Here is a 21,612-nt window from a genome sequence, read left to right on the forward strand (position 1 = left end):
CTCAACCCTTCGGGATGGGGAACGGGGCGGGGGTGGTCTTGGGCAGTGGATCGACGAGGGCGATGTCGCTCTGCTCCACCTCCAGCGTGTTGCCGGTGCCGGAGACCATGGAGGTGATCAGCGGGCTCAGGTCCTCGCCGTTGACACCGCAGCCGGTGAAGACCGGCACGTCGACGGAACCGGCGAGTCGGCCACCGATGTTGGGGATGTAGCCCGGCTGGCCGTGGAGCGTCACGCGTGCAGGCGTGGACGTTCGACACTTGGGTCCGACGGCCATCTTCTGACCGTCCAGCGACAGGCTGGTGATCCGGAGGTCGGCGTCGCCGGTGAGCAGGTGCACGCCCTCCTCGATCGCAGGCCCCTTCAGCTGCCAAGCGACAGGGATGTTCTCCGTGGCGGCCCCGTCCGGATCTGGGGTAGAGAGGTCGTCGTCCGGCGCATCCACTCGGTATTGGGCGATGCTGATGGTGACTTCGGACGGGATCATCCCGAAGGCGAGCGTCCGCACCGTGATCGGCGGGAAGTAGCCGTAGGGGTGGGGCGCGCCCTTGGGGGACACGGCGAACACCGAGGCGATGGCGTCGATGCCCTCGTAGGAGACGTCTGCCATCAGCGTGGTGAGCGGGACGCGGTAGAACTGCTTCGCGGGTGCGGCCGAGCCGAGGCCCGTGCTCAACGTGGGTCCGCGGGAGCGCCCGTCCTCCTTGGTGGGGATGCCGTCGTCGCTGACGGCGCCGGGTGCAGCGACCAGGATCAGCGCCGAGACGACACCCAACGCGCGCGCCGTGCGCCACGCACGGGCACGGCCGACCGCCGCCCTGCTGAAAACGTGCTCCACCCGAACCCTCTCCTCGCAGCGCGCCTGACGACGCGCTGGCCTCCCTGACCCCTCCCGGGGTTGCTGCTCCCAGTCCAGCGCTCGCCGACCCCCTCAGATCGGTTGAGCGCCTGCCGTTGCTGACGGAGAACACTTCGACGGCCGGTCTGTGGTCATCGCCGTTGATGACCAGGTCCGGTCGTCCAAGAACTACCCGTCGTGCGACACGGGTCCGCCGGGGGCCGACGTGCGGCCGGCCCCCGGCGAATCAACGTGGTGTCAGCCCTTGACCTTGACCTTGACGGTCTTCTTGGCCTTCTCGGTGGTGGCGTTGCCGCCGTAGGTCACCTTGAGCTTGATCTTGCCCTTCTTGACGTACTTCTTCTTGATCTTCTTGAGCTTGATCGTCGCCTTGCCGGCGTCGTCGGTCTTGCCCTTGCCCAGGGTCTTGCTTCCGACCTTGACCACGATCTTGCCGGCCAGCGAGGTGCTGGCGGACTTGATCGCGATCTTCAGCTTGGCAGCCTTGTTGACCTTGAAGGCCTTGGGCTTCGGCTTGGCGTTGATCTTGGCGTCCGCGATCGGCGCCGGCACGACCGGCGGGAGGGTTGCCGCGGTGCGGACGACCGACACGTTGGCCTTGGAGCCGAGGTGCGTCGCGTCACCGGAGTACTCCGCCTGGAGTGCGTAGGTGCCGACCTTGGGGAAGGTCGTCGCCGGGATCGAGATGGACGCTGCGCCGGCGGCCACGGTGGCCTTGCCGATCTCGGTGCCCTGGTAGGACAGCGCGACGGTGCCGGTGCCGGTGGCCGGGGTGACCGCGAAGTTCACGGTCGCCGGCTTGTCCACGGGGCTGGGCGCCGCGGTGGCGGCCAGCGTGGTCGTCTTGGACGCGTCAGTGCCCTCCACCTGGATCGTGCCCAGACGCAGCTCATCGACGTTGATCACGGTGCACTCGAGGTGCGACGTCCCGACGTGCGGGTCGGTGCCGGTGCTGTTGTGGAACGCGTCGATCGTGAACGAGCTGGGGCCGTCCACGGTGATGGTGCCGGACGCGCTGTCAGGCACGGTGACGACCGGGGCGGTGCCCGCCACGGGCACGACCCACGTGCCGGGAGCCTCGAGGCCGGTCGGGTTGTTGTTGGGGATCACCATCCAGGGAGCCGAGAGGTTCTGGAGGGTGTAGGCGTTGTCGGTGCCGTTGATCCCGAAGTGGACCTGCGTGTTGCTCGAGCCGCCCTTGACGTGGGTGCCGAACGAGGTCCGGGCCGTGTCGGCGACCGAGCTGAGGTCGATGTCGATGAGGACCGGGGTCTCGGGGATGGTCTCGCCCTTGGCGACCGTGTCCGGGATCGTGACCCGGGTCCGAGCGACCACCGGCTGCGTGATGGGCAGGTAGGGGACGTCGATGGAGCCGTCACCGTTGGCGTCGGCGTCGGTGATGACGCAGGTGTAGCTGATGTTCTTGTCGATGGCCGCAGCCGAGGCCGGAGCAGCGGTTGCCACTGCCAGGGCACCCATTCCGAGGCCGACGGCGCCCGCAAGGGTGGCGGAGCCGATAGTGCGAAAACGAGATCTCGTGGTCGAGATTGTCATGGTTCTCCCTCCGTAGACCGGAGGACTGTAACCCGGATCTCTTTGCTTGTCGTGGGGTAGGTCACTAATTGGACCCGTGGTTGAACATTCGTCTTTACCCACGCGTAGAGGCGGGTCGTGATACGGCGTGACCGCTAGAGCCAGCCGCGCTCCTGGGCGATCCGCGCAGCCTCGGCGCGGGTGGTGGCTCCGGTCTTGCCGATGGCCGCGGAGAGGTGGTTGCGCACGGTGCCCTCGGAGAGGTGCACCTGGCGGGCGATGGCCGAGACCGCTGAGCCGTTCAGGGCGAGGGCCAGCAGCTCGCGCTCCCGAGCGGTCAGCGGCGAGGCGCCGTCCATGAGCGACTCGGCGGCGAGGTCGGGGTCGACGACGCGCAGGCCCTGGTGCACGCGTCGTACGGCGTCGGCGAGCTGGCGTGCGGGGGTGTCCTTCACGACGAAGCCGGCGGCGCCGGCGTCGAGCGCACGGCGGACGTAGCCGGGACGACCGAAGGTCGTGACGATCAGCGACCGCACCTGCGGCAGCTCACGACGCAGCTCCTCCGCGGCCTCGAGCCCGGAGGCCCCGGGCATCTCGATGTCGAGCAGGCACACCTCGGCCGCCGAGTCGCGCGCGGCCGCGACCACCTCGTCGCCGCGGCCGACCTGGGCGACGACCTCGAGGTCGGGCTCGAGGTCGAGCAGGGCAGCCAGGGCGCCGCGGACCAGTGCCTGGTCGTCGGCGAGCAGCAGCCGGATCACAGGACCACCTCGAGCCGGGTGCCCGGGTCGGCCCCCGAGACCACCACTCGCCCGCCCGCCGCCGAGACGCGTTCGCGCATGCCGCGCAGGCCGTTGCCCTCGGGACCCGCGAGTCCCCGCCCGTCGTCGCTGACCACCAGCCCGGTCGGGGCCAGGACGATGCCCACCCGGTGGGCACCCGAGTGTCGTACGACGTTGGTCACAGACTCGCGCAGCACCCACGCCAGCAGCGCACGATGGCGGGGGTCGGTGTCGGAGACCTCGCCGTGCACCTCGGTCGCGATGCCGGCGTCGGCCAGCACCTGCGGGGCTGCCGCCAGCTCGGCCTCCAGGTTGGCCGCGCGGAGGCCGCCGACGGTGGACCGGACCTCGGCGAGGGCGAGGCGGGCCGTCTCCTGGATCGACTCGAGCTCGGCCTTGGCGCGCGCCGGGTCGACCTCGATCAGGCGGGAGGCGAGCTCGGCCTTGATGGAGAGCGCGGTGAGCGAGTGGCCGAGCACGTCGTGGACGTCGCGAGCGACCCGCTCCCGCTCGGCGACCAGGGCCAGGCGCTCCTTGGTGACGCCGAACTCGTACTCCTTCTCGGCGAAGATCCGCAGGAGCACGCCGCCGATCGCGATCGGCCACACCGTCAGGAAGAAGAAGGACGGGAAGCCGCCGACGTCGAGCAGCGCGACCAGCGGCACCGCCGCCCAGGCCGCGGTGGCCCACTTCCACCACGGCGGGGGCAGCTGGAGCGCCGAGAGCATCACGAGGTAGGGCGTGTAGGCGACCGCTCCCATCCCGATGACCGGGATCGTCGCCGCACCGGCCAGCACCATGCCCGCGACGGCCAGCCACGCACGGCCCTGCAACGGGCCGTAGCCCAGGATGTTGAAGACGGCGAAGGCCAGGATGCAGGCGAGCGCGAAGACCCGCGTCGCCGCTGGGCCATCGGCCTCCAGGGCGGTGGTGACGGGGTAGACGAGGAAGACCAGCCAGATGCTCGCGAACGCCCAGCCCCACTTCTGCCAGGGGTTGACGGGGAGGGGCTCCGGCGTCACACGCGCTCCCGACCGCGTCGCACGCCCAGCACCGCGAGCAGGGCGAAGATCACCGTCCACGCGACCACGTTAGCGAGCAGGAGCCACACCGGGTCGCGGCCGGCGTCCATCGGCAGGTAGCCCGAGGTCAAGGGATAGCGAGCCAGGCCGGCGTAGCCGTAGAGAGGGGTGAAGCGACCGATGTCGAGGATGAGCCCGCTCATCGGTGAGAACACGTTGCCGAGGAAGGCCATCACCACGATCAGGCCGGCCGCCACCCCCGAGGCGTTCTGGCTGCGGAAGTTCGTGCCCACGGCCAAGCCGTAGATCGCGAACATCGCCGACCCGAGCCAGATGACCACCGCGGAGGCGATCCAGTCGAAGGCGTTCCCGCGCGCACCGGTGGCGGCACCGATCACGAAGATAACAGCAACCGGGACGGCCGCGACCACCATGGCGATCGCCGTCTTGAGTGCGACGAGCTGGCGGGGCCTGGCCGGGGTGAGGGAGAGCTGGCGGCCCCAGCCCATGACCTGCTCGATGTACGCCGACCCCGCGATGCTCGTGGTCGCCGTGACGGCGCCGTACGCCGCCATCGAGACCATGACGTACATGGAGACGTTGGCGCTGCCGACCGGGCCGTCGGAGCCGAGACCGAACACCAGGAACATGAAGGCCGGCAGGGCGACGACGAAGAACATCCCGAACGTGTCACGCAGCTGCCGCGCGAGGTCGAGCCGCACGTAGGCGAACAGGAGGGGCCGTGCCGGGCGCAGGCCCGAGTGGGTCGTGCTCATCGGTGCCCCCCGGCCGCCTCGAGGACGCCGTCGTCAGCGGTGAGGGCGAGGAACGCCGACTCGAGGCTGGCCATCGACACCTCGACGTCGCCGACTCCGAGCGGGGCCAACGCCCGGCCGACGCTCGCGAGCCAGGCGGGGTCGATCCCGTCGGTGTGCACGACGTCGGGCGGCGGCCTGAACGTCAGGGTGCGGCCGCCGTAGGCCGCTCGCACGTCCGCTGTGGCGGCGTCGTGCACGATGCGTCCGTGCGCCATCAGGACCGTGCGGGCGGCGAACTCGTCGGCCTCGGCGAGGTAGTGGGTCGCGAACACGACAGTGCGGCCCTCCGCCGCGTCTGCGCGCATGGCCGCCCAGAACGCCTGGCGCGACGCCACGTCCATGCCGGTGGTGGGCTCGTCCAGGACGATCAGGTCGGGGTCGGGCACCAGGGCGAGCGCGAACTTCAGCCGCTGCTGCTCACCCCCCGAGCACGCCTGCACCCGGCGCCCGGCCAGGGCGGTCAGGTCTGCCCTCTCGAGCACGGCGTCGACGCGGTCCGGGCGGCCGTGGAGGGCGGCGATCGCGACCACCGTCTCGCGCACGGTGAAGTCGGGGAGGAGGCCGCCGGTCTGCATGACCGCAGAGATCCGGCCCGCCTCGACCGCGCGTCGCGGGCTGTCGCCGTACACCTCGACGGTCCCGGCGTCAGGACGCGTCAGGCCCAGCAGCATGTCCACCGTGGTGGTCTTGCCGGCGCCGTTGGGGCCCAGGAAGGCGACGATCTCGCCGGGCTCGATGGTGAGGTCGACGTCGTCGACCGCCACCACCGAGGAGCCGTCGGTCGATCGGAACGTCTTGCGGAGCCCGCGGGCCCGGATCGCGGGCACGGCTGCTGGTGAGGTCATGCCACCAGCGTCGTCGTACCGGCCCCTCCGTCCTTGGGGGAAGTGTCACGACCTGGGCATGACACCTGTCAGGAGCATGGGCCTTCGCTGGTTGAGGTGCGAGCGCAGCGAGCCTCGCGCCTCAACCAGCGAGGTGCGTCAGAACGCGGCCTCGTCGAGGTCCATCAGGTCGAGGCCGGTGGCCTCGGCGATCGCGCGCTCGGCCGTCAGTCGGGGGAGGTTGGTGGCGGCGAAGAACTGCGCGGCCGCGACCTTGCCCTCGTAGAAGGCCTTGTCCTTGCCGGGGTCGCCGGCGAGCTTCTCGAGCGCGACCTCGGCCTGGCGCAGCAGCAGCCAGGCGCAGACCACGTCACCGAGCGCCATCAGCAGGCGCGTGGTGTTGAGGCCGACCTTGTAGATGTTGCGGATCGCCTGCGGGTCGGCGGCCGACATGAGGTCGTTGATCATGTGGCCGACGATGGCGTTGGCGTCCTCGAGAGCGGTCGCGAGCAGGGCGCGCTCGTTCTTGAGTCGACCGTTGCCGGCCTCGGAGGAGATGAACGCCTCGATCTCCTTGGCGAGGTGGCCCAGGGCGCGGCCCTGGTCCTTGACGATCTTGCGGAAGAAGAAGTCCTGGCCCTGGATGGCGGTCGTGCCCTCGTAGAGGGTGTCGATCTTGGCGTCGCGGACGTACTGCTCGATGGGGTACTCCTGCAGGAAGCCGGAGCCGCCGAAGGTCTGCAGGGACTCGGTGCCGAGCAGCACCCACGAGCGCTCGGAGCCGTAGCCCTTGACGATCGGGAGGAGCAGGTCGTTGACCGCTGCTGCGAGCCTGGCCTCGTCGGAGGAGGCGGTGCCCTCGTGCTCGGCCACCATCACCTGGTCCTGCCAGGTGGCGGTGTAGAGCACCAGGGCGCGCATGGCCTCGGCGAAGGACTTCTGGGTCATCAGCGAGCGACGCACGTCGGGGTGGTGGGTGATGGTGACGCGCGGGGCGGTCTTGTCGGCGGCCTGGGTCAGGTCGGCACCCTGGACGCGCTCCTTGGCGTAGTCGAGGGCGTTGAGGTAGCCGGTGGAGAGGGTGGCGATGGCCTTGGTGCCGACCATCATGCGGGCGTTCTCGATGACGTCGAACATCTGGGCGATGCCGTCGTGGACCTCGCCGAGGAGCCAGCCCTTCGCAGGCTCGCCGCCGCCGACCTGCGGGTCGCCGAAGGTGACCTCGCAGGTGTTGGAGACCTTGATGCCCATCTTGTGCTCGACGTTGGTGACGTAGACGCCGTTGCGCTCGCCGGTCAGCTCGCCGGTCTCGTGGTCGAAGTGCTGCTCGGGCATCCAGAACAGCGAGAGGCCCTTGGTGCCGGGACCGCCGGCGCCCTCGACGCCCTCGGGGCGCGCGAGGACGAGGTGCATGATGTTCTCGCTCATGTCGTGCGTGGCGCTGGTGATGAAGCGCTTCACGCCGGTGATGTTCCACGAGCCGTCGTCGTTGGGGGTGGCCTTGGCCCGGCCCGCGCCGACGTCGGAGCCCGCGTCGGGCTCGGTCAGCACCATGGTGCAGCCCCACTGGCGGTCGACCATGATCTGGGCGACCTTGCGGTCACGCTCGTTGCCGTTGTTGTAGACCACGCCCGCGAAGGGCGCGCCCGCGGCGTACATGTGGATCGGGGCGTTGGCGCCGAGCACCATCTCGCCCATGGCCCAGTTGAGGGAGGAGGGGGCAGGCGTGCCGCCGAGCTCCTCGCGGATCTGGAGACGCCAGAACTCGGAGTCCATCCACGCCTGGTAGCTCTTCTTGAAGGACTCCGGCATGGGGGCGGTGTGGGTCTTCGGGTCGAACACCGGGGGGTTGCGGTCGCTGTCCTCGTAGGAGGCGGCGATGTCCTCGCGGGCGAGGCGGTCGACCTCGCGCAGGATCTCGCGAGCGCTCTCGCCGTCGACCTCCGCGAAGGGACCCTGGCCCAGGATCTCGTCGCGACCGAGCACCTCGAAGAGGTTGAACTCGATGTCGCGGAGGTTGCTCTTGTAGTGGCTCACTGATTCAACCTGTTTCGTCTCGTAGCCGATCGAGGGTCTTATCGGCCGATGGAGGCGCAGCGTGACTGCTACCCGTCGGTAACAAAATGATGCATGGCGATGTCGCGGTATGCAACACGGCGTGGCGAGCGCCACTCCATGCGTCTCCATTGTACGTCGGGTTGACCGGACCCCCGGGCGTAATGTCTACTAACCCACCAGACAAACTGTATTCACTCCGGAAAGGCATTCTCGCCATGCGCAAGCTCCTCGTGCTCGGAGTCGTCGGGCTGCTCGCCCAGCTCGTCGACGGCTCCCTCGGCATGGCCTACGGGGTGACGTCCTCGACGCTCCTGCTCGCCGCCGGGATCGCGCCCGCCGCCGCCTCGGCAGCGGTGCACTTCTCCGAGATCGGCACCTCGCTGGTGTCCGGGTTCTCGCACCACAAGCTCGGCAACGTCGACTGGAAGACCGTGACGCTCCTCGCCGGCCCCGGCTTCGTCGGCGCCTTCGCGGGAGCGACGCTCCTCTCCAGCCTCCCCGGCGACGTGGCCAAGCCCTGGGTCGCGGGAATCCTGCTGAGCCTCGGGATCTACGTCATCTGGCGCTTCCTGCGCCTGGGCGGGCAGCGTCCCACGTTCAAGCCCCGCCCCTCGGCGCGCTTCCTCACCCCCGTGGGTCTCGTCGGCGGCGCGCTCGACGCCATCGGCGGGGGCGGCTGGGGACCGGTCGGGACGACCACGCTGCTGTCCTCGGGACGGCTCGAGCCCCGCAAGGTCGTCGGCTCCATCGACACCTCCGAGTTCGTGGTCGCCGTGGGTGGCTCCCTCGGGTTCCTCGTCGGCCTCGGGTCCCAGGGCATCCTCTGGGGCTACGCCGGCGCCCTGCTCGTCGGCGGGGTGATCGCCGCCCCCATCGCCGCCTGGCTCGTACGACGCCTCCCGGGTCGTGTCCTCGGCGTCGCGGCCGGAGGTCTGATCGTGATCACCAACTCCAAGACGATCATCGAGACCTTCGGTGCCACGGGGACCACCGTCGGCGCCGTCGCCTCGGTGCTCGTCGTGCTGTGGATCATGGGGATCATCTGGGCGGTCGGCCAAGAGCGGGACGCGCGCCGCGCGGAGGCGTCGTACGACGACGAGCCGGTCCTGGTCGCGTGAGCACGGCGGAGTTTTCGCCCGGCCGTCCGGCCGGTGTGGCCGGGGTCCCCTCGGAGTGGTCTGCGAGACTTGGCTGCATGCGAGTCTCGACCAGGTCCGACTACGCCCTGCGGGCGTTGATCGAGATCGCGTCGCGCGACGAGCCGGGCCCACTCAGTGCCGACGCGATCGGCAAGGCCCAGGACATCCCGCACGGGTTCCTCCAGGCGATCCTCGCCGACCTGCGCAAGGCCGACATCCTGGTCTCCCAGCGAGGTCCCTCCGGCGGTTGGCGGTTCGCCAGGAGCCCGGCGGACGTCAGCATCGCCGACGTCATCCGAGCCGTCGACGGTCCGCTGGTCTCGGTCTACGGCCTGCGACCCGAGGCGGTCGACTACAAGGAGTCGGCTGCCAGCCTGAAGCCGGTGTGGATCGCCGCCCGCCGCGCCCTGCGCGAGGTCTTCGAGCAGGTCAACATCACCCAGCTCGCCGAGGGCAACCTGCCGTCCAGCATCGGCGCGCTCATCGCCGACGAGGACGCCTGGCAACCGCACTGACGCCGGCTCACCGCGTCAGGCGACGAGCTTCCAGGCCTTCCGTCGCGTCCTGGCCTCGCGCTCTCGCACGGCGATGCCCGCCACTGCGGCGGCGATCCCGTCTGCGACGACGTGCACCCGGTGCGGCTTCACCAGGCCCGTCCATGCGGAGGGGAGCTCCGGCGAGCTCGTGAGCAGGTGGACGCGCATCCCCATCAGGCCGTCGAGGGCGAGCGCCGCCTGGTCGGCCTGCGCGCGGAAGAAGCGGGGCTGGCTGATGAAGGCATCGGAGCGGAGCTTGAAGGCCCGCCGGCCGACCTTGGCCCAGGAGCCCTCGACGTCCCTGCGCCTGAGGCCGGCCGACTTGTGTGCGCGCCGGATCTCGAGGTCGGCACGGTCCAGGTCGCCCTGGCCCACGTCGGGGAGCAGGAGGCCTGCCCGGGCGAGGTCCGAGCGGAGCTCGTCGTCGAGCGTGACGGTGGCGGGTCCGATGTGGAGGAACACGTTGTACTTGGCCATGGCCCCAGCGTGCGGGGCCCAGGTGTCGTACGAGGGTCGACGAGATGAACTGTCTGGCTCAGAGAGCAGCCAGCCAGTCGACGAGCGGCTTGAGGGCGCGCCAGTCGGCGCGGACCTCGTCGAGCACGTCGGGGGTGTGGATCACCGGCTCGAAGCCGATCAGGCGTCCCGCGAAGAGCTGCTTGTGACGGAGCAGGTCGATGCGCGGGTGGTCCTTGTCGTAGCCGCGCGGTGACGTCTTCAACCGCTCGCCGGAGACCTCGAAGCCCGACCTCTCGAGCTTGGCGAGGATCCGCTTGAGCCGAGGTCCCGCCTTGTCGTCGACGATCGCGTCGCGGAAGGCCGACATGGTCGCCGAGTCGGCGTCGTAGAACCCCGCACCGGTGCGCAGGCCGCGCGCCGAGATCTCGACGTACCACCCGGTCGCGGGGGCGACCCCGACGAAGGCGCCCTGGTGGGTCTTGTAGGGCGTCTTGTCCTTGGCGAAGCGCACGTCGCGGTAGGGACGGAACACCTTGGCGGTGCCGAACTCGGGCTCGAGGGCGGCGACGAGCGCCTTCATCGGCGCAGCCACGCTGTCGCGGTAGACCTCCTTGTGGGCCTCCCAGAACGACTTGGTGTTGTCCATCTCGAGATCGTCGTAGAAGTCCAGCGCGGCGACGGGGAATCCGGTGAAGCTCACGCGGCGACGCTATCTGCTCGGAGGTCAGCCCGGGGTCAGCCCAGGGCGGCGACGGCCTTCGTGGCCAGGCCGATCGTCTGCTTGCGCAGCTCGTCGACCCCGGTGCCCGTCGAGGCGTCGAGCTCGAAGTCCATCGTGACGCTGCTGGTGCACACGCGGAGTCGGGCCTCGACCTCGTTGGGGTCCTCGCTCGCGAGCCACGTCGCGGACTTGGCGCCCGGGACCTTCGTCGGGCCGCCCTCCTCGCCGAGATAGGTCACCGGCTCGCACGCGAGAGCGCCGCCGAAGTCCTGGGCGGTCGAGACTGCGAGCTGGACCTCCAGCTGGTCCTCTGCCTCCCACTCGCAGTCGGTGCTGGTGTAGGAGACGTCGCCGTCGGTGTGCGATCCCATGCCGGGCTCCCCGGGCCCGACCTTCACGCCGAAGGCCGCGTTCACGTCGGTGTGGGTGACCAGGGTGCACGGGTCTGCGGCTGCAGGTTGGCCCGGCTCCTCAGCCGGCTCCTCGGTGTCGTCGGTCTCCTCCGTGGCCTCCGGCGTCTCGGACGGAGACTCGCTGGTGGTCGTGGGCTCGGGATCGTCTCCCGAGCATCCGGACGCGGCCAGGGCCAGGACGGTCAGTGCAACGGCGATCAGGCGCATGGGGTCCCCCGAGGTTGGCTTGTCCTGGCATCCTGCCGGACTCGGAGGTCCTCCGACAGGGGCGGCCGAGCGGTGGTCGTTCGCCGGGCTCACCCGACGGGCGCGGTCACCTGCTCGTCGCCGTCCTCGCCGAACGCCGTGACGGTCAGGATCCCGTCCGCGCACTCGGGCTCGGCGAGGAAGGCGTTGCCCCTCGACCGCGACTCGAACGCCACCGAGAGGGAGGCCCCGTCCCAGCGCATCAGGCGGGCCGGGTCCTTCCTGCTGCGGGGGTCGCGGACGAAGAAGGCGTCGCCACCGCACGGCGTGAGCGAGCCGGTGGTGCCCCGCCCGAGGTCCTCGGTGGTGCCGTCGGCGCTCGCGAAGAAGCGGGCCTGCTCCTGGCGCCGCTGCTTGGGGACCTCCGACCAGATCGCGCCGTTCCCGGTGGCAGCGACGTCCCAGCCCCTGCACTCGGTCGGCTCGTCCAGGGGTGCCGGCGTGCCGGCGTCGTCGAGCACGTGCAGGGTCCGGCACGACACCGGGCGTGTGTCGTCGAAGGTCATCAGGGCGACGCCGTGCTCGCTGGCAGTCAGGCTGCTGAAGCCGGTGCGCGGAGGCGCGCACCAGCCGTCCTCGCCGTTGCCGTCCCGCACCGCGAGCGTCGCGAGGCAATAGGCGCCGTCCTCGCCGAGGGCCGGGTAGTGGAGGCTGTCGTCGTACATCGCCCACGCGCCGCCGTTGGCAGGTTGGGGGCTGACGATCTCGGTCCACTCGCGGTCCATGAGGTCGACACGGAAGGCCTTGCCCTCCGTCGTCTCCCCGCCGAAGCCGTAGGACACGACTGCCGACTCTCCCTCGACCAGCACCGCGTCGACGCTGCCGCCGGTGTCCTCGGCGAGGAGGAAGTTCCAGGCGGGGCTCTCGAAGCTGACCTTGTCGTCCTTGACGACTGCGGTCCACTCCTCGCCCACGACCACGCGGTCCTTCGGCAGGAAGCCAGTGGGCTCCCACTCGAGGGGGCCGCCCCCGGTCGAGTCGTCCTCGGACGACTCGCTCGGCTGTGTGGGTACGGCGTCGGGCGCGGGCGTCGCCTCGTCATCGGCGCAGGCGGTCGTCGCGAGCAGCACGGCCGCCGCCAGCGTCGTACGGACCAGACGCATCAGACGCCCACGTTGTGCTGGAAGTGCGCCTGGTTGGCGCGGTAGGACTTGTAGGCGCTGCGCCACTGGACGCGCGGGATGGACGGCTCCGTCGGGTCGAACCGCGACTGGTCCCAGGGCTCGAAGTAGCCGATCTGCGGGTTCCCCCTGGGGTTCTTGTCGTAGCCGCGGCCGACCTGGAAGTGTCCGCTGGCGTCGTCGTCGAGATAGGGGTAGAACCGCTTCTCCAGGACCGGGTGGAGCACGACGGGCGCGTCGTAGTCGTGGATGTGGCGCATCATCAGCAGGAACCACTTGTCGAAGCTGTAGTCGGCGATGTCGAGGGCGACGTAGGGGCCGGCGTACTTCTTGTTGTCGAAGCCCGTGTGGTTGTTGATGACGCGCACCATGTCGGTGATGCCCGTGCCGGCGGTCGTGGTGCGCAGGCGGCGCGCCCAGTAGGCCTGGTCGTGGCGCCGCTCCTTCCAGGCCCAGGCGATGGCCTGCATGGTGGCAGGGCCGCACCAGTAGTACTCGTTCTGCGCCTTCACCTGGCGGCTGGTGAGGATCTTGTCCTTGCGCGGGTAGTCCTCTGCGGTCCTGCGGGGGCGCTTGCGCAGCTCGATGACCTTGTCGACCGAGCGGGCCGCCATCGTGAGCTCGGCCCGTTCGGCGCGGGCTCGGGCAGCGGGCGAGGTCCTGATGGCGCGCGCCAGCAGCGCGCCGGGACCGAGATCACCCGTGCGCTCCGCGGCGCGGGTCGGGCGAGCCGTGAGCCGGCCCGCCAGCTCGGCCTCGGGCGCGTCGGTCCAGCCGTGGCCCAGGCAGTAGCGCTGGCCCTCGAAGGTGGCGCAGCGCACCAGCGCGCGAGCTGTCGCGGCGCGACCCTGGGCGCGGCCGACCGCGCGACCTTCAGCCACGACCCGGTCGATCTCGGCGAGCACCTCGGGGGTCAGGCCGGTGCCTGACGGGTCGGTGCCTGACGGGCCAGACGTCGAGTCGCCGGACGGGGTGAGCGCGGGCTCGGGACCGGCGCTGTCGGGCAGGAACGGCACGGCGACGACCACCAGGGCGAGGGCTGCGGCGAGCGCAGCCCACAGGCGCGGGCGACGGACGGGATGGTGCATGGGGAAGACCTCGATCCGAGAGGGTGCCGTCCCACTGTTCCCTCTGATCACATCCGACGCAACCTCACCACGCGTTGCTTGAGCCACAGGCGGCGCGTCCTAGTCCTTGTCAAATGGGTCGCGATCGGCGACTGACGAGGAGCCGTTTGATATGGACTATCGGAAAGATGGAGCGGATGACGAGATTCGAACTCGCGACATCGACCTTGGGAAGGTCGCGCTCTACCAGCTGAGCTACATCCGCCTGCGGCCCGGAGGCTGCGGCGGGAATGCTACCCGACCGGGCCGAGGGTGGGCCGTTTGGGCGCCACCCCGTCGCCGGAGGAGCGGCCGGTCACCCGACGGTGGACCCACGGCGCCAGGAACTCGCGCGTCCAGCGTGCGTTCTCGCGCCACTGCTCGCGCCGACCGAGCGCGGGTGTGGGCTCGGCCTCGTGGACGAGGTCATGCTCGACGCCGAGTGCCTCGAGGACGCGGCCGGCCATGAAGCGGTGGCCGGCGCTGTTGAGGTGCAGGCGGTCGGTGTCGACCACCGCGCCGGGGTCGATGTCGCGCATCCGCCACATGTCCACGACGGTGCCGCCGTGCGTGTCGGCGATCTCACGGACCCACTCGTTGAAGATGGCCATCCGCCCGCGCATCGGGCCGTAGATGCCGCCGGGACCGGGGTCCTGGATCGTGAACATCACGACGTGGGCGCCGCTGTCGGCGAGCCGGCCGACCGCGCCGTCGTACGACGCCGCCAGGGCGTCGAGGTCGACGCGCGGCCGCAGCACGTCGTTGCCCCCGCCGTGGATCGTGACCAGGTCGGGCCGCAGGGCGATCGCCGGGTCGAGCTGCTCGGCGATGATGGGGCCGAGCTTGCGGCCCCGGATCGCCAGGTTGGCGTAGGCGAACTCAGGGGTGTGCGAGGCCAGCACCTCGGCGACCCGGTCGGCCCAGCCACGCAGGCCGTTGGGGCGGGTCGGGTCGGGGTCGCCGACGCCTTCGGTGAACGAGTCGCCCAGGGCGACGTAGCGGTGGAAGGTCACCGGGTCATTGTGCCAACGCGTGTGAGACTTCCTGGATGGAGGAGCTGGTGGCCCTGGTGGACAGCGCCGGACGGGTGTGCGGCAGCGCGCCGCGGTCGGTGATGCGCCGCGACAACCTGCGCCACGCGGCGACGGGGGTGCTGGTGCGCAACTCGGCCGGGGACGTCTACGTGCACAGGCGCACGAGCACCAAGGACGTGTACCCGGGCCGCTACGACTTCGCCGCGGGTGGTGTCGTGGCAGCAGGTGAGCATCCGTACGACGCCGCGGTCCGGGAGCTGGCCGAGGAGCTGGGCATCGCAGGTGTGACGTTGGAGAAGCTCTCCGAGGGCGACTATGCGGACGGCTCCACCGACTACCACGCCTACCTCTACACATGCGTCTGGGACGGCCCGATCCAGCATCAGGCGGAGGAGGTCGACTGGGGAGCCTGGATGTCGGTGTCGGAGCTGGTGGAGCACCTCGACGACACGGAGTGGTCGTTCGTGCCGGACACGACCGCCCTGCTCGGTCCTCACGTGCGGACACTGCGCCGGTAGGTTGTCGCCGTGCTGCTCTCCGACCGCGACATCCTCGCCGAGATCGACCAGGGCCGGATCGCCCTCGAGCCCTGGGACCCCGCGATGCTCCAGCCCTCGAGCATCGACGTGCGACTGGACCGCTTCTTCCGGGTGTTCGAGAACCACCGCTATCCCCACATCGACCCGGCCGAGGACCAGTCGGAGCTGACGCGGGAGGTCGAGCCCGAGGGTGACGAGCCGTTCATCCTGCACCCCGGCGAGTTCGTGCTGGGGTCGACCTACGAGGTCGTCAGCCTGCCGGACGACATCGCAGCGCGGGTGGAGGGCAAGTCCAGCCTCGGTCGCCTCGGGCTGCTCACCCACGCCACCGCGGGCTTCGTCGACCCGGGCTTCTCCGGCCACGTCACGCTCGAGCTGGCCAACGTGGCGACGCTGCCGATCAAGCTCTACCCCGGCATGAAGATCGGGCAGTTCTGCTTCTTCCGGCTCTCCTCGCCCAGCGAGCACCCCTACGGCTCGGAGAAGTACGGCTCGCGCTACCAGGGCCAGCGCGGTCCCACTCCGAGCCGGAGCTTCCAGAGCTTCCACCGCACCTCGATCTGAGGTTTGGCTCACACCGACTTGCGAGTACGCCGGTGACTTCGGTTAGCCTGTCCTAAGTAAGGACGACCTAACTGAAGCGAGACACCATGCGACGCCGTACTTCCCACGCCCTCATCGGCGCGGCGCTGGCCCTGACCGCACTCACCGCCTGCAGCACCGGCTCGACGACCGCCACCGAGTCCACGGCGCCCGAGGCCGAGACGACCGCCGAGGCGGACGCGTTCCCGGTCACCATCGAGCACGCCCTCGGCGAGACGACCATCGAGGACGAGCCCACCCGGGTGGCGACCCTCGGTTGGGTCGACCACGACCACGCCCTGGCGCTGGGCGTCGTACCGGTAGGCGCCACCAAGATCACGTGGGGAGGCAACGCGGAGGGGTCGACCGAGTGGTTCGACGCCGCCATCGAGGAGATCGGCGCCGAGGCGCCCGTGCGGTACGACGACGCCGACGGCGCGCCGGTCGACGAGGTCGCCAAGCTGACCCCCGACCTGATCCTCGCCACCAACTCGGGCATCACCGAGGCGGAGTACAAGAAGCTCAGCAAGATCGCCCCGGTCGTGGCCTACCCCGAGGCGCCCTGGACGACCTCGTGGCAGGACAGCCTCGAGATGATCGGTCAGGCGCTCGGTCGGACCGGGCAGGCCGACGAGGTGAAGGCCGACACCGAGGCTGCGATCGAGGAGGCCAAGGAGGACAACCCGTCCCTCCAGGGCGCGGAGCTGATCTACGGCTACCTCACCCCCACCGACCTGTCCACGATCGGCATGTACGCCCCCGAGGACCCGCGGGTCTCGATCCTGCGTGACTTCGGGATGGTGGACGCCCCCGCCGTCGCCGAGGCCATCAAGCCCGGCGAGTTCTACGGCTCGGTCTCGGCCGAGCAGGCCAGCGAGCTGGACTCCGACGTGTTCGTCACCTGGGTCGAGTCGGAGAAGAGCGTGGATGCGATCGCCGAGGACAAGCTGCTCGGTCAGATCCCCGCGATCGCCGAGGGCCACTGGTACGCCGAGTCCGACAAGGAGATGGCGATGGCGTCGACCAACCCGACACCGCTGTCGATCCCGGTCATCGTCTCCGACTTCCTGCCCAACGTCGTGAAGGCGCTCGAGGGCGAGTGACCACCAGGACGCTGGTCGACGCAGGCACCCCCGGGACAGGACCCGCCGCGGGGTCTCCCGAGGCTGCCGCCACGCGTCGACCCGGCCTCCCGTCCACCACCGCGACCTGTGTCGCGGTGGTGGCCGTCGCCGTCGTCCTCTCCGTCGTGGTGGGGGCCCGCGCGGTGCCGCTGACGGCTGTGTGGTCCGACACCCACCCGCTGCACCCCGTGGTGGAGGCGCGCCTCGAGCGAACCCTGCTCGCCCTGGCGGTCGGCGCTGCCCTCGGCCTCGCGGGCGCTCTCATGCAGGGGCTCACCCGCAACCCGCTGGCGGACCCCGGCATCCTCGGAGTCAACGCCGGCGCCACGTTCGCCATGGTGATCGGGATGACCGCCTTCGGGGCCAACGCCCTGAGCCAGTTCCTGCCGCTGGCCTTCGCCGGCGCGGCCCTGGCGACCGTGCTCGTGCACGCCATCGCCGCGCTCGGTCGCGACGGTGCCACCCCCATGAAGCTCGCCATCACCGGCGCCGCCCTGACGGCCGGACTGATGAGCTGGACCACCGGCCTGCTGCTGGCGGACCGCAAGACCATGGAGTCCTTCCGCTTCTGGCAGGTGGGCACGGTCGGTGGCCGTGGCCTCGACGTGCTCCTGGTGGGCGCGCCGTTCCTGGTGGCCGGCGCCGTCCTCGCGCTGACGGGGGCACGCCTGCTCAACACCTTGGCGCTCGGCGACGACCTCGCCCGCGGCCTGGGTCGTCGTACGACCCGCGACCGGCTCGTGCTCGGGCTCGCCATCGTCCTGCTGGCGGGCACCGCCACCGCGCTGACCGGCCCGATCGCCTTCGTCGGCCTGGTCGTCCCCCACGTGGTCCGGGGCTTCGTGGGACCCGACTACGGCAGGGTGCTGCCCTTCTCCATGCTCGCCGGCGCCGCCCTGGTGGTCCTCGCAGACACCGTCGGTCGAGTGGTGCTCCCGCCGGCCGAGGTGCAGGTCGGGATCATGGCGGCTGCCGTCGGCGTGCCGTTCTTCCTGTTCCTGATCCGCAGGACCGGGAGGAGCCTGTGACGATCACCGCCCCGCCCCTGGAGACCTCGGCAGGTGCCGCACCGCCGACCCTGGAGGCCGTCGACGTCGTACGACGTGCTCGCCGCGCGCCGTCCCGCCGTCACCGGCTCCTGGTTTCCGGCCTGGCCCTCCTCGTGCTGGGTGCCTTCGCCGCCCGGGTGCTGCTGGGCGACTACACCGTCACCGTGGTCGACTTCTTCCGCATCCTGTTCGGTGAGGAGATCCCCGGGGCCACCTACATCGTGATGGAGTCCAAGCTGCCGCGGGCCGTGCTGGCGGTGCTGGTGGGTCTCGCGTTCGGCGTCGGCGGGGCGATCTTCCAGACGACGTTGCGCAACCCCCTGGCCAGTCCCGACGTCATCGGTGTCAGCCTGGGCGCTAGCGCAGCCGCCGTGACCGCGATCGCCCTGGCCGGCTGGTCGGGATGGCCGGTCTCCGCCGCCGCCGTCGCCGGCGCGCTGGCCGTCGCGATGACCGTCCGCGCCGTGGCCGGTGACCACTCCGGCTTCCGCCTGGTGCTGGCGGGGATCGGCATGGCTGCGGCCATGCAGTCGACGATCCAGTACGTCTTCACCCGCGTCGACGAGTACGACGTCCAGCTCGTCCTGAGGTGGCTCACCGGCAGCGTCAACGGCGTCGCGTGGTCGACCATCGGCCTGCTGGCCCTGTGCCTGGCGGTGCTGCTTCCCGCGACACTGCTCGTGGCCAGGGCGCTGCCCGTGACCGAGCTCGGTGAGGACGTCGCCGCCGGGCTGGGCGTGCGGAGGTCCCGCACCGACGGGCTCATGCTGCTCGGCGTCCTTCTCATCGCCCTCGGGGTCGCAGCGGCAGGCCCGGTCGCCTTCGTCGCGTTCCTCGCCGGACCGATCGCCCGGTCCCTCAACCAGGGTCGTACGACGCTGCCGGCCGCCGGCCTCGTCGGCGCGGTGCTCGTCCTGGTGGGGGACTACGCGGGCGCCTATGCCTTCGCCGACCTCAACCTGCCCGTGGGCGTCGTCACCGGCGCCTTCGGCGCACCGTTCCTGCTCTGGCTGCTCGTCCGTGGTGGCCGCCGTACCGGAAGTCGTACCGGAAGGACCTCGGCATGACCGTCACCCACGCCCCGGCAGTGGAGTCCAGGCTCGGCGCGCAGTCACTGACGCTCGGCTACACCGACACCGCGGTGGTCCACGACCTCGACCTGCGCGTCCCCCACGGGAGGATCAGCGTCATCGTCGGTGCCAACGCGTGCGGCAAGTCCACGCTGCTCCGTGGCCTGGCGCGACTGCTGAAGCCTCGCGCGGGCACGGTGCTGCTCGACGGCGGGTCGATCCACCGCCTGCCGACCAGGCAGGTCGCCCGCACCCTCGGCCTGCTGCCCCAGAACCCCGTCACGCCGGAGGGCGTCACCGTGGTGGACCTGGTCAGCCGTGGCCGCCACCCCCACCACGGTGCGTTCCGTCGCTGGACCAGCGAGGACGACGCCGCCGTCAGCGAGGCCCTTGCACTCACCGACACGCTGGGCCTCGCCGACCGGGTCGTCGACGAGCTGTCCGGAGGGCAGCGCCAGCGCGTCTGGATCGCGATGGCCTTGGCGCAGGGGACCGACCTGCTCCTCCTGGACGAGCCGACCACCTACCTCGACGTCGCCCACCAGGTCGAGATGCTCGACCTGCTGGCCGAGCTCAACGCCCGGCGCGGCACGACGATCGTGATGGTGCTGCACGACCTCAACCTGTCCGCTCGCTACGCCGACCACCTCGTGGCCATGCGTGAGGGCCGCATCGTGGCCGAGGGACCGCCGCGCGAGGTCGTCACCGAGGACGTCGTACGCACCGTCTTCGGGCTCGAGAACCGCGTGATCGACGACCCCGTCTCACACACCCCGCTCGTCGTGCCCGTCTCGAGGCACGTTCCCGCGCCGAAGGCCATGGAGGACCGATGACCACCACCGCCCAGCTCCGCTCGACCTTGCCGATGCTCCTCGCCGAGGTCGAGGTCGTCTCGATCGAGCGGATCAGCCCGACCTTCCTGCGCTTCGAGCTCGGCAGCCCCGCGCTCGCGGAGTACGGCGTCGAGGGGCCGAGCTTCGACCAGCGCTTCAAGCTGATCCTCCCGGACCCCGTCACCGGTGGCATCTCCTCGGTCGCCGACGCCGACGAGACGTGGATGAGCACCTGGCTCGACCGGCCCGCCGAGGAGCGCGGCCACATGCGCACCTACACGGTCCGCGCGGTCCGCGGCACCGGCACGGACACCAGGCTCGTCGTCGACATCGCCGTGCACGGGTCCGGGGTCGACTCCGGCCCGGGCTCGCGCTGGGCCAGCACTGCCGCCGTGGGCGACCGCGTCGTGCTGCTCGCGCCACGCCGCGGCCACCCGTTCGGAGGGATCGAGTTCGATCCACCCGCAGGGAGCGACCTGCTGATGGCCGCGGACGAGACCGCCGTACCCGCCGTGTGCTCGGTCCTCGAGCAGCTTCCCGCCGACGCGCGCGGGTCAGTGTTCATGGAGGTGCCCGAGACCGGCGACGTGCTCGACGTACGACGTCCGCCCCAGGTCGAGGTGACGTGGCTGCCCCGCAACGGAGCGCCTCTCGGCGAGCGCCTCCACTCCTCGGTGCTGGCACACCTCGGCCTGCCGGACCTCGCCCCTGACGTGGCGCCGGAGGACGTCGATCCCGACCTGTGGGAGACGCCGACCCACTCCTCGTCCGGCGAGACGGTCGACGGCGCGACCCGCGTCGACGGACACGACCTCGACGGGCTCTACGCCTGGATCGCGGGGGAGTCGAAGGTCGTCACCGGCCTGCGGCGGCACCTCGTCTCCGAGCTCGGGGTGGACCGTCGGCAGGTCGCGTTCATGGGCTACTGGCGGCGCGGTGTCGCGATGCGGTCCTGAGCCTGGCCCACCGAGAGCGTGACGTCGCCGGAGACCGTGGTCGCGCGCAGCTCGACGAAGTCCTGACCCTCTGCCGGCTCGCCGGTGGGGGGAAGGGTCGAGGAGATGCGGCCGGAGACGGTGTTGACGTCGGTCCACACCGGCGTGCCGGGGGTGAAGCCGATCCCGATGTCGCCGCTGGCCGACCTGGCGGTGACGCGACCGCGACTGGCGACCCGGACGTCGACGTCGCCGCTGCCGGTCGTGCAGGCCAGCTCGTCGCCGCTCTGGCCGACCAGGACGTCGCCGGAGCCTGACTTCACGGCGAGGGTGCCGCGGTGGGACTCGACGCGGACATCGCCGGAGCCCGACTTGATGCGCCCCTCGAGGTCGACGTGGCCGACACGGACGCCCCCACTGCCCGACTGGACGTCGAGGGTGCCGTCGACGCGCTCGAGCGCGACGTCCCCCGAGCCGCTGTTGACCCAGGTGGTGCCGAGTGGTCCGTGGGTGACGAGGTCGCTGCTGCCGAGCTTGGCCGTCAGGCTGCTGCAGCGGGGTGCGACGACCTCGACCTCGGCCTCGGAGTCCTTGCGGAGGAAGCCGCTGCCGCGTGGGGCCACCACGGCGACGCTGTCGTCGCGGTGCTCGACGACGAACTCGCCGGCCTGGGGGCCGAAGACGCGGACCTCGGTGCGGGCGACGTCGGCCGTCGTGACGACGACACGGCCGCGGCCGTTCTCGACGTACAGCTCGACCGGTCCCGGCGTCTCGAAGGTCTGTTCCATGGTCGCTCCTGGTGGTAGGGG

Annotated in this window: 23 protein-coding genes and 1 tRNA gene; 9 read left to right on the forward strand and 15 right to left on the reverse strand. The window is 70.8% G+C overall.

What is annotated here, in order from left to right:
* Position 1: 1 nt before the first annotated feature.
* The 7 genes from EXE58_RS09550 to EXE58_RS09580 all read right to left on the reverse strand — a co-directional run bounded on the left by EXE58_RS09550 (position 2) and on the right by EXE58_RS09580 (position 7,875).
* Positions 2 to 838 (reverse strand): hypothetical protein, encoded by an 837-nt coding sequence (locus EXE58_RS09550; RefSeq protein WP_135267663.1) that lies wholly within the window; start codon positions 836 to 838, stop codon positions 2 to 4.
* Between the two features lie 258 nt (positions 839 to 1,096).
* Complete coding sequence (locus EXE58_RS09555) at positions 1,097 to 2,413, reverse strand: Ig-like domain-containing protein (RefSeq protein ID WP_135267664.1); 1,317 nt, start codon at positions 2,411 to 2,413, stop codon at positions 1,097 to 1,099.
* A gap of 134 nt (positions 2,414 to 2,547) precedes the next feature.
* Positions 2,548 to 3,153, reverse strand: a complete 606-nt coding sequence (locus EXE58_RS09560; protein WP_135267665.1) for a response regulator transcription factor — start codon at positions 3,151 to 3,153, stop codon at positions 2,548 to 2,550.
* Entirely contained in the window at positions 3,150 to 4,196 is a 1,047-nt protein-coding gene (locus EXE58_RS09565) for a sensor histidine kinase (RefSeq protein WP_135267666.1), read from the reverse strand. Before EXE58_RS09565 ends, EXE58_RS09560 begins: the two co-directional genes overlap by 4 nt.
* Positions 4,193 to 4,972: an ABC transporter permease gene (locus EXE58_RS09570; protein ID WP_135267667.1), complete on the reverse strand. Its 780-nt coding sequence runs from the start codon at positions 4,970 to 4,972 to the stop codon at positions 4,193 to 4,195. Before EXE58_RS09570 ends, EXE58_RS09565 begins: the two co-directional genes overlap by 4 nt.
* Positions 4,969 to 5,859, reverse strand: coding sequence for an ABC transporter ATP-binding protein (locus EXE58_RS09575; RefSeq protein WP_135267668.1), 891 nt, complete (start codon positions 5,857 to 5,859; stop codon positions 4,969 to 4,971). Before EXE58_RS09575 ends, EXE58_RS09570 begins: the two co-directional genes overlap by 4 nt.
* A gap of 138 nt (positions 5,860 to 5,997) precedes the next feature.
* A complete protein-coding gene (locus EXE58_RS09580) occupies positions 5,998 to 7,875 on the reverse strand; it encodes an acyl-CoA dehydrogenase (protein WP_135267669.1) in 1,878 nt (625 codons plus the stop codon).
* Positions 7,876 to 8,111: 236 nt separating this feature from the next.
* Between EXE58_RS09580 and EXE58_RS09585 the strand changes: the two genes are divergently transcribed.
* Both EXE58_RS09585 and EXE58_RS09590 read left to right on the forward strand, forming a co-directional pair.
* Positions 8,112 to 9,014: a sulfite exporter TauE/SafE family protein gene (locus EXE58_RS09585; protein ID WP_135267670.1), complete on the forward strand. Its 903-nt coding sequence runs from the start codon at positions 8,112 to 8,114 to the stop codon at positions 9,012 to 9,014.
* A gap of 77 nt (positions 9,015 to 9,091) precedes the next feature.
* Positions 9,092 to 9,550, forward strand: coding sequence for an RrF2 family transcriptional regulator (locus EXE58_RS09590; RefSeq protein WP_135267671.1), 459 nt, complete (start codon positions 9,092 to 9,094; stop codon positions 9,548 to 9,550).
* Between the two features lie 15 nt (positions 9,551 to 9,565).
* On the opposite strand, the gene EXE58_RS09595 is transcribed toward EXE58_RS09590, so the two are convergent.
* The 7 genes from EXE58_RS09595 to EXE58_RS09625 form a co-directional block, all read right to left on the reverse strand.
* Positions 9,566 to 10,048: a hypothetical protein gene (locus EXE58_RS09595; RefSeq protein ID WP_135267672.1), complete on the reverse strand. Its 483-nt coding sequence runs from the start codon at positions 10,046 to 10,048 to the stop codon at positions 9,566 to 9,568.
* A gap of 58 nt (positions 10,049 to 10,106) precedes the next feature.
* Positions 10,107 to 10,730: a DUF2461 domain-containing protein gene (locus EXE58_RS09600; RefSeq protein WP_135267673.1), complete on the reverse strand. Its 624-nt coding sequence runs from the start codon at positions 10,728 to 10,730 to the stop codon at positions 10,107 to 10,109.
* A 35-nt stretch (positions 10,731 to 10,765) separates the two neighbouring features.
* On the reverse strand, positions 10,766 to 11,371 hold the full coding sequence (locus EXE58_RS09605; RefSeq protein ID WP_135267674.1) for a DUF3558 domain-containing protein: 606 nt from the start codon (positions 11,369 to 11,371) through the stop codon (positions 10,766 to 10,768).
* A gap of 89 nt (positions 11,372 to 11,460) precedes the next feature.
* A complete protein-coding gene (locus EXE58_RS09610) occupies positions 11,461 to 12,513 on the reverse strand; it encodes a hypothetical protein (protein ID WP_135267675.1) in 1,053 nt (350 codons plus the stop codon).
* On the reverse strand, positions 12,513 to 13,619 hold the full coding sequence (locus tag EXE58_RS09615) for a C39 family peptidase (protein WP_135267676.1): 1,107 nt from the start codon (positions 13,617 to 13,619) through the stop codon (positions 12,513 to 12,515). The genes EXE58_RS09610 and EXE58_RS09615 overlap by 1 nt, the downstream gene beginning before the upstream one ends.
* A gap of 168 nt (positions 13,620 to 13,787) precedes the next feature.
* A tRNA-Gly gene (locus EXE58_RS09620) sits at positions 13,788 to 13,863 on the reverse strand.
* Positions 13,864 to 13,891: 28 nt separating this feature from the next.
* Complete coding sequence (locus EXE58_RS09625; RefSeq protein ID WP_135267677.1) at positions 13,892 to 14,650, reverse strand: SGNH/GDSL hydrolase family protein; 759 nt, start codon at positions 14,648 to 14,650, stop codon at positions 13,892 to 13,894.
* A 35-nt stretch (positions 14,651 to 14,685) separates the two neighbouring features.
* On the opposite strand from EXE58_RS09625, the gene EXE58_RS09630 reads away from it, so the two are divergent.
* The 7 genes from EXE58_RS09630 (at position 14,686) to EXE58_RS09660 (ending at position 20,824) form a co-directional block, all read left to right on the forward strand.
* Positions 14,686 to 15,189 carry an NUDIX hydrolase gene (locus EXE58_RS09630; protein WP_135267678.1) on the forward strand — a complete coding sequence of 168 codons (504 nt, stop codon included), beginning with the start codon at positions 14,686 to 14,688 and terminating at the stop codon, positions 15,187 to 15,189.
* 9 nt (positions 15,190 to 15,198) lie between these two features.
* Positions 15,199 to 15,774 carry a dCTP deaminase gene (gene dcd, locus EXE58_RS09635; RefSeq protein ID WP_135267679.1) on the forward strand — a complete coding sequence of 192 codons (576 nt, stop codon included), beginning with the start codon at positions 15,199 to 15,201 and terminating at the stop codon, positions 15,772 to 15,774.
* 86 nt (positions 15,775 to 15,860) lie between these two features.
* Positions 15,861 to 16,895 carry an iron-siderophore ABC transporter substrate-binding protein gene (locus tag EXE58_RS09640; RefSeq protein ID WP_135267680.1) on the forward strand — a complete coding sequence of 345 codons (1,035 nt, stop codon included), beginning with the start codon at positions 15,861 to 15,863 and terminating at the stop codon, positions 16,893 to 16,895.
* Entirely contained in the window at positions 16,892 to 17,944 is a 1,053-nt protein-coding gene (locus EXE58_RS09645; protein WP_244242508.1) for a FecCD family ABC transporter permease, read from the forward strand. Before EXE58_RS09640 ends, EXE58_RS09645 begins: the two co-directional genes overlap by 4 nt.
* Positions 17,941 to 19,032 (forward strand): FecCD family ABC transporter permease, encoded by a 1,092-nt coding sequence (locus EXE58_RS09650; RefSeq protein ID WP_244242509.1) that lies wholly within the window; start codon positions 17,941 to 17,943, stop codon positions 19,030 to 19,032. Before EXE58_RS09645 ends, EXE58_RS09650 begins: the two co-directional genes overlap by 4 nt.
* Entirely contained in the window at positions 19,029 to 19,868 is an 840-nt protein-coding gene (locus EXE58_RS09655) for an ABC transporter ATP-binding protein (RefSeq protein WP_135267681.1), read from the forward strand. The genes EXE58_RS09650 and EXE58_RS09655 overlap by 4 nt, the downstream gene beginning before the upstream one ends.
* Complete coding sequence (locus EXE58_RS09660) at positions 19,865 to 20,824, forward strand: siderophore-interacting protein (RefSeq protein WP_135267682.1); 960 nt, start codon at positions 19,865 to 19,867, stop codon at positions 20,822 to 20,824. Before EXE58_RS09655 ends, EXE58_RS09660 begins: the two co-directional genes overlap by 4 nt.
* Here the strand turns inward: EXE58_RS09660 and EXE58_RS09665 are convergent.
* Positions 20,791 to 21,591, reverse strand: a complete 801-nt coding sequence (locus tag EXE58_RS09665) for a DUF4097 family beta strand repeat-containing protein (RefSeq protein WP_135267683.1) — start codon at positions 21,589 to 21,591, stop codon at positions 20,791 to 20,793. The genes EXE58_RS09660 and EXE58_RS09665 overlap by 34 nt on opposite strands.
* Positions 21,592 to 21,612: the final 21 nt, after the last annotated feature.

Origin of the sequence: Nocardioides seonyuensis (assembly GCF_004683965.1) — a bacterium.
GTDB classification, from domain to species: Bacteria; Actinomycetota; Actinomycetes; order Propionibacteriales; family Nocardioidaceae; genus Nocardioides; species Nocardioides seonyuensis.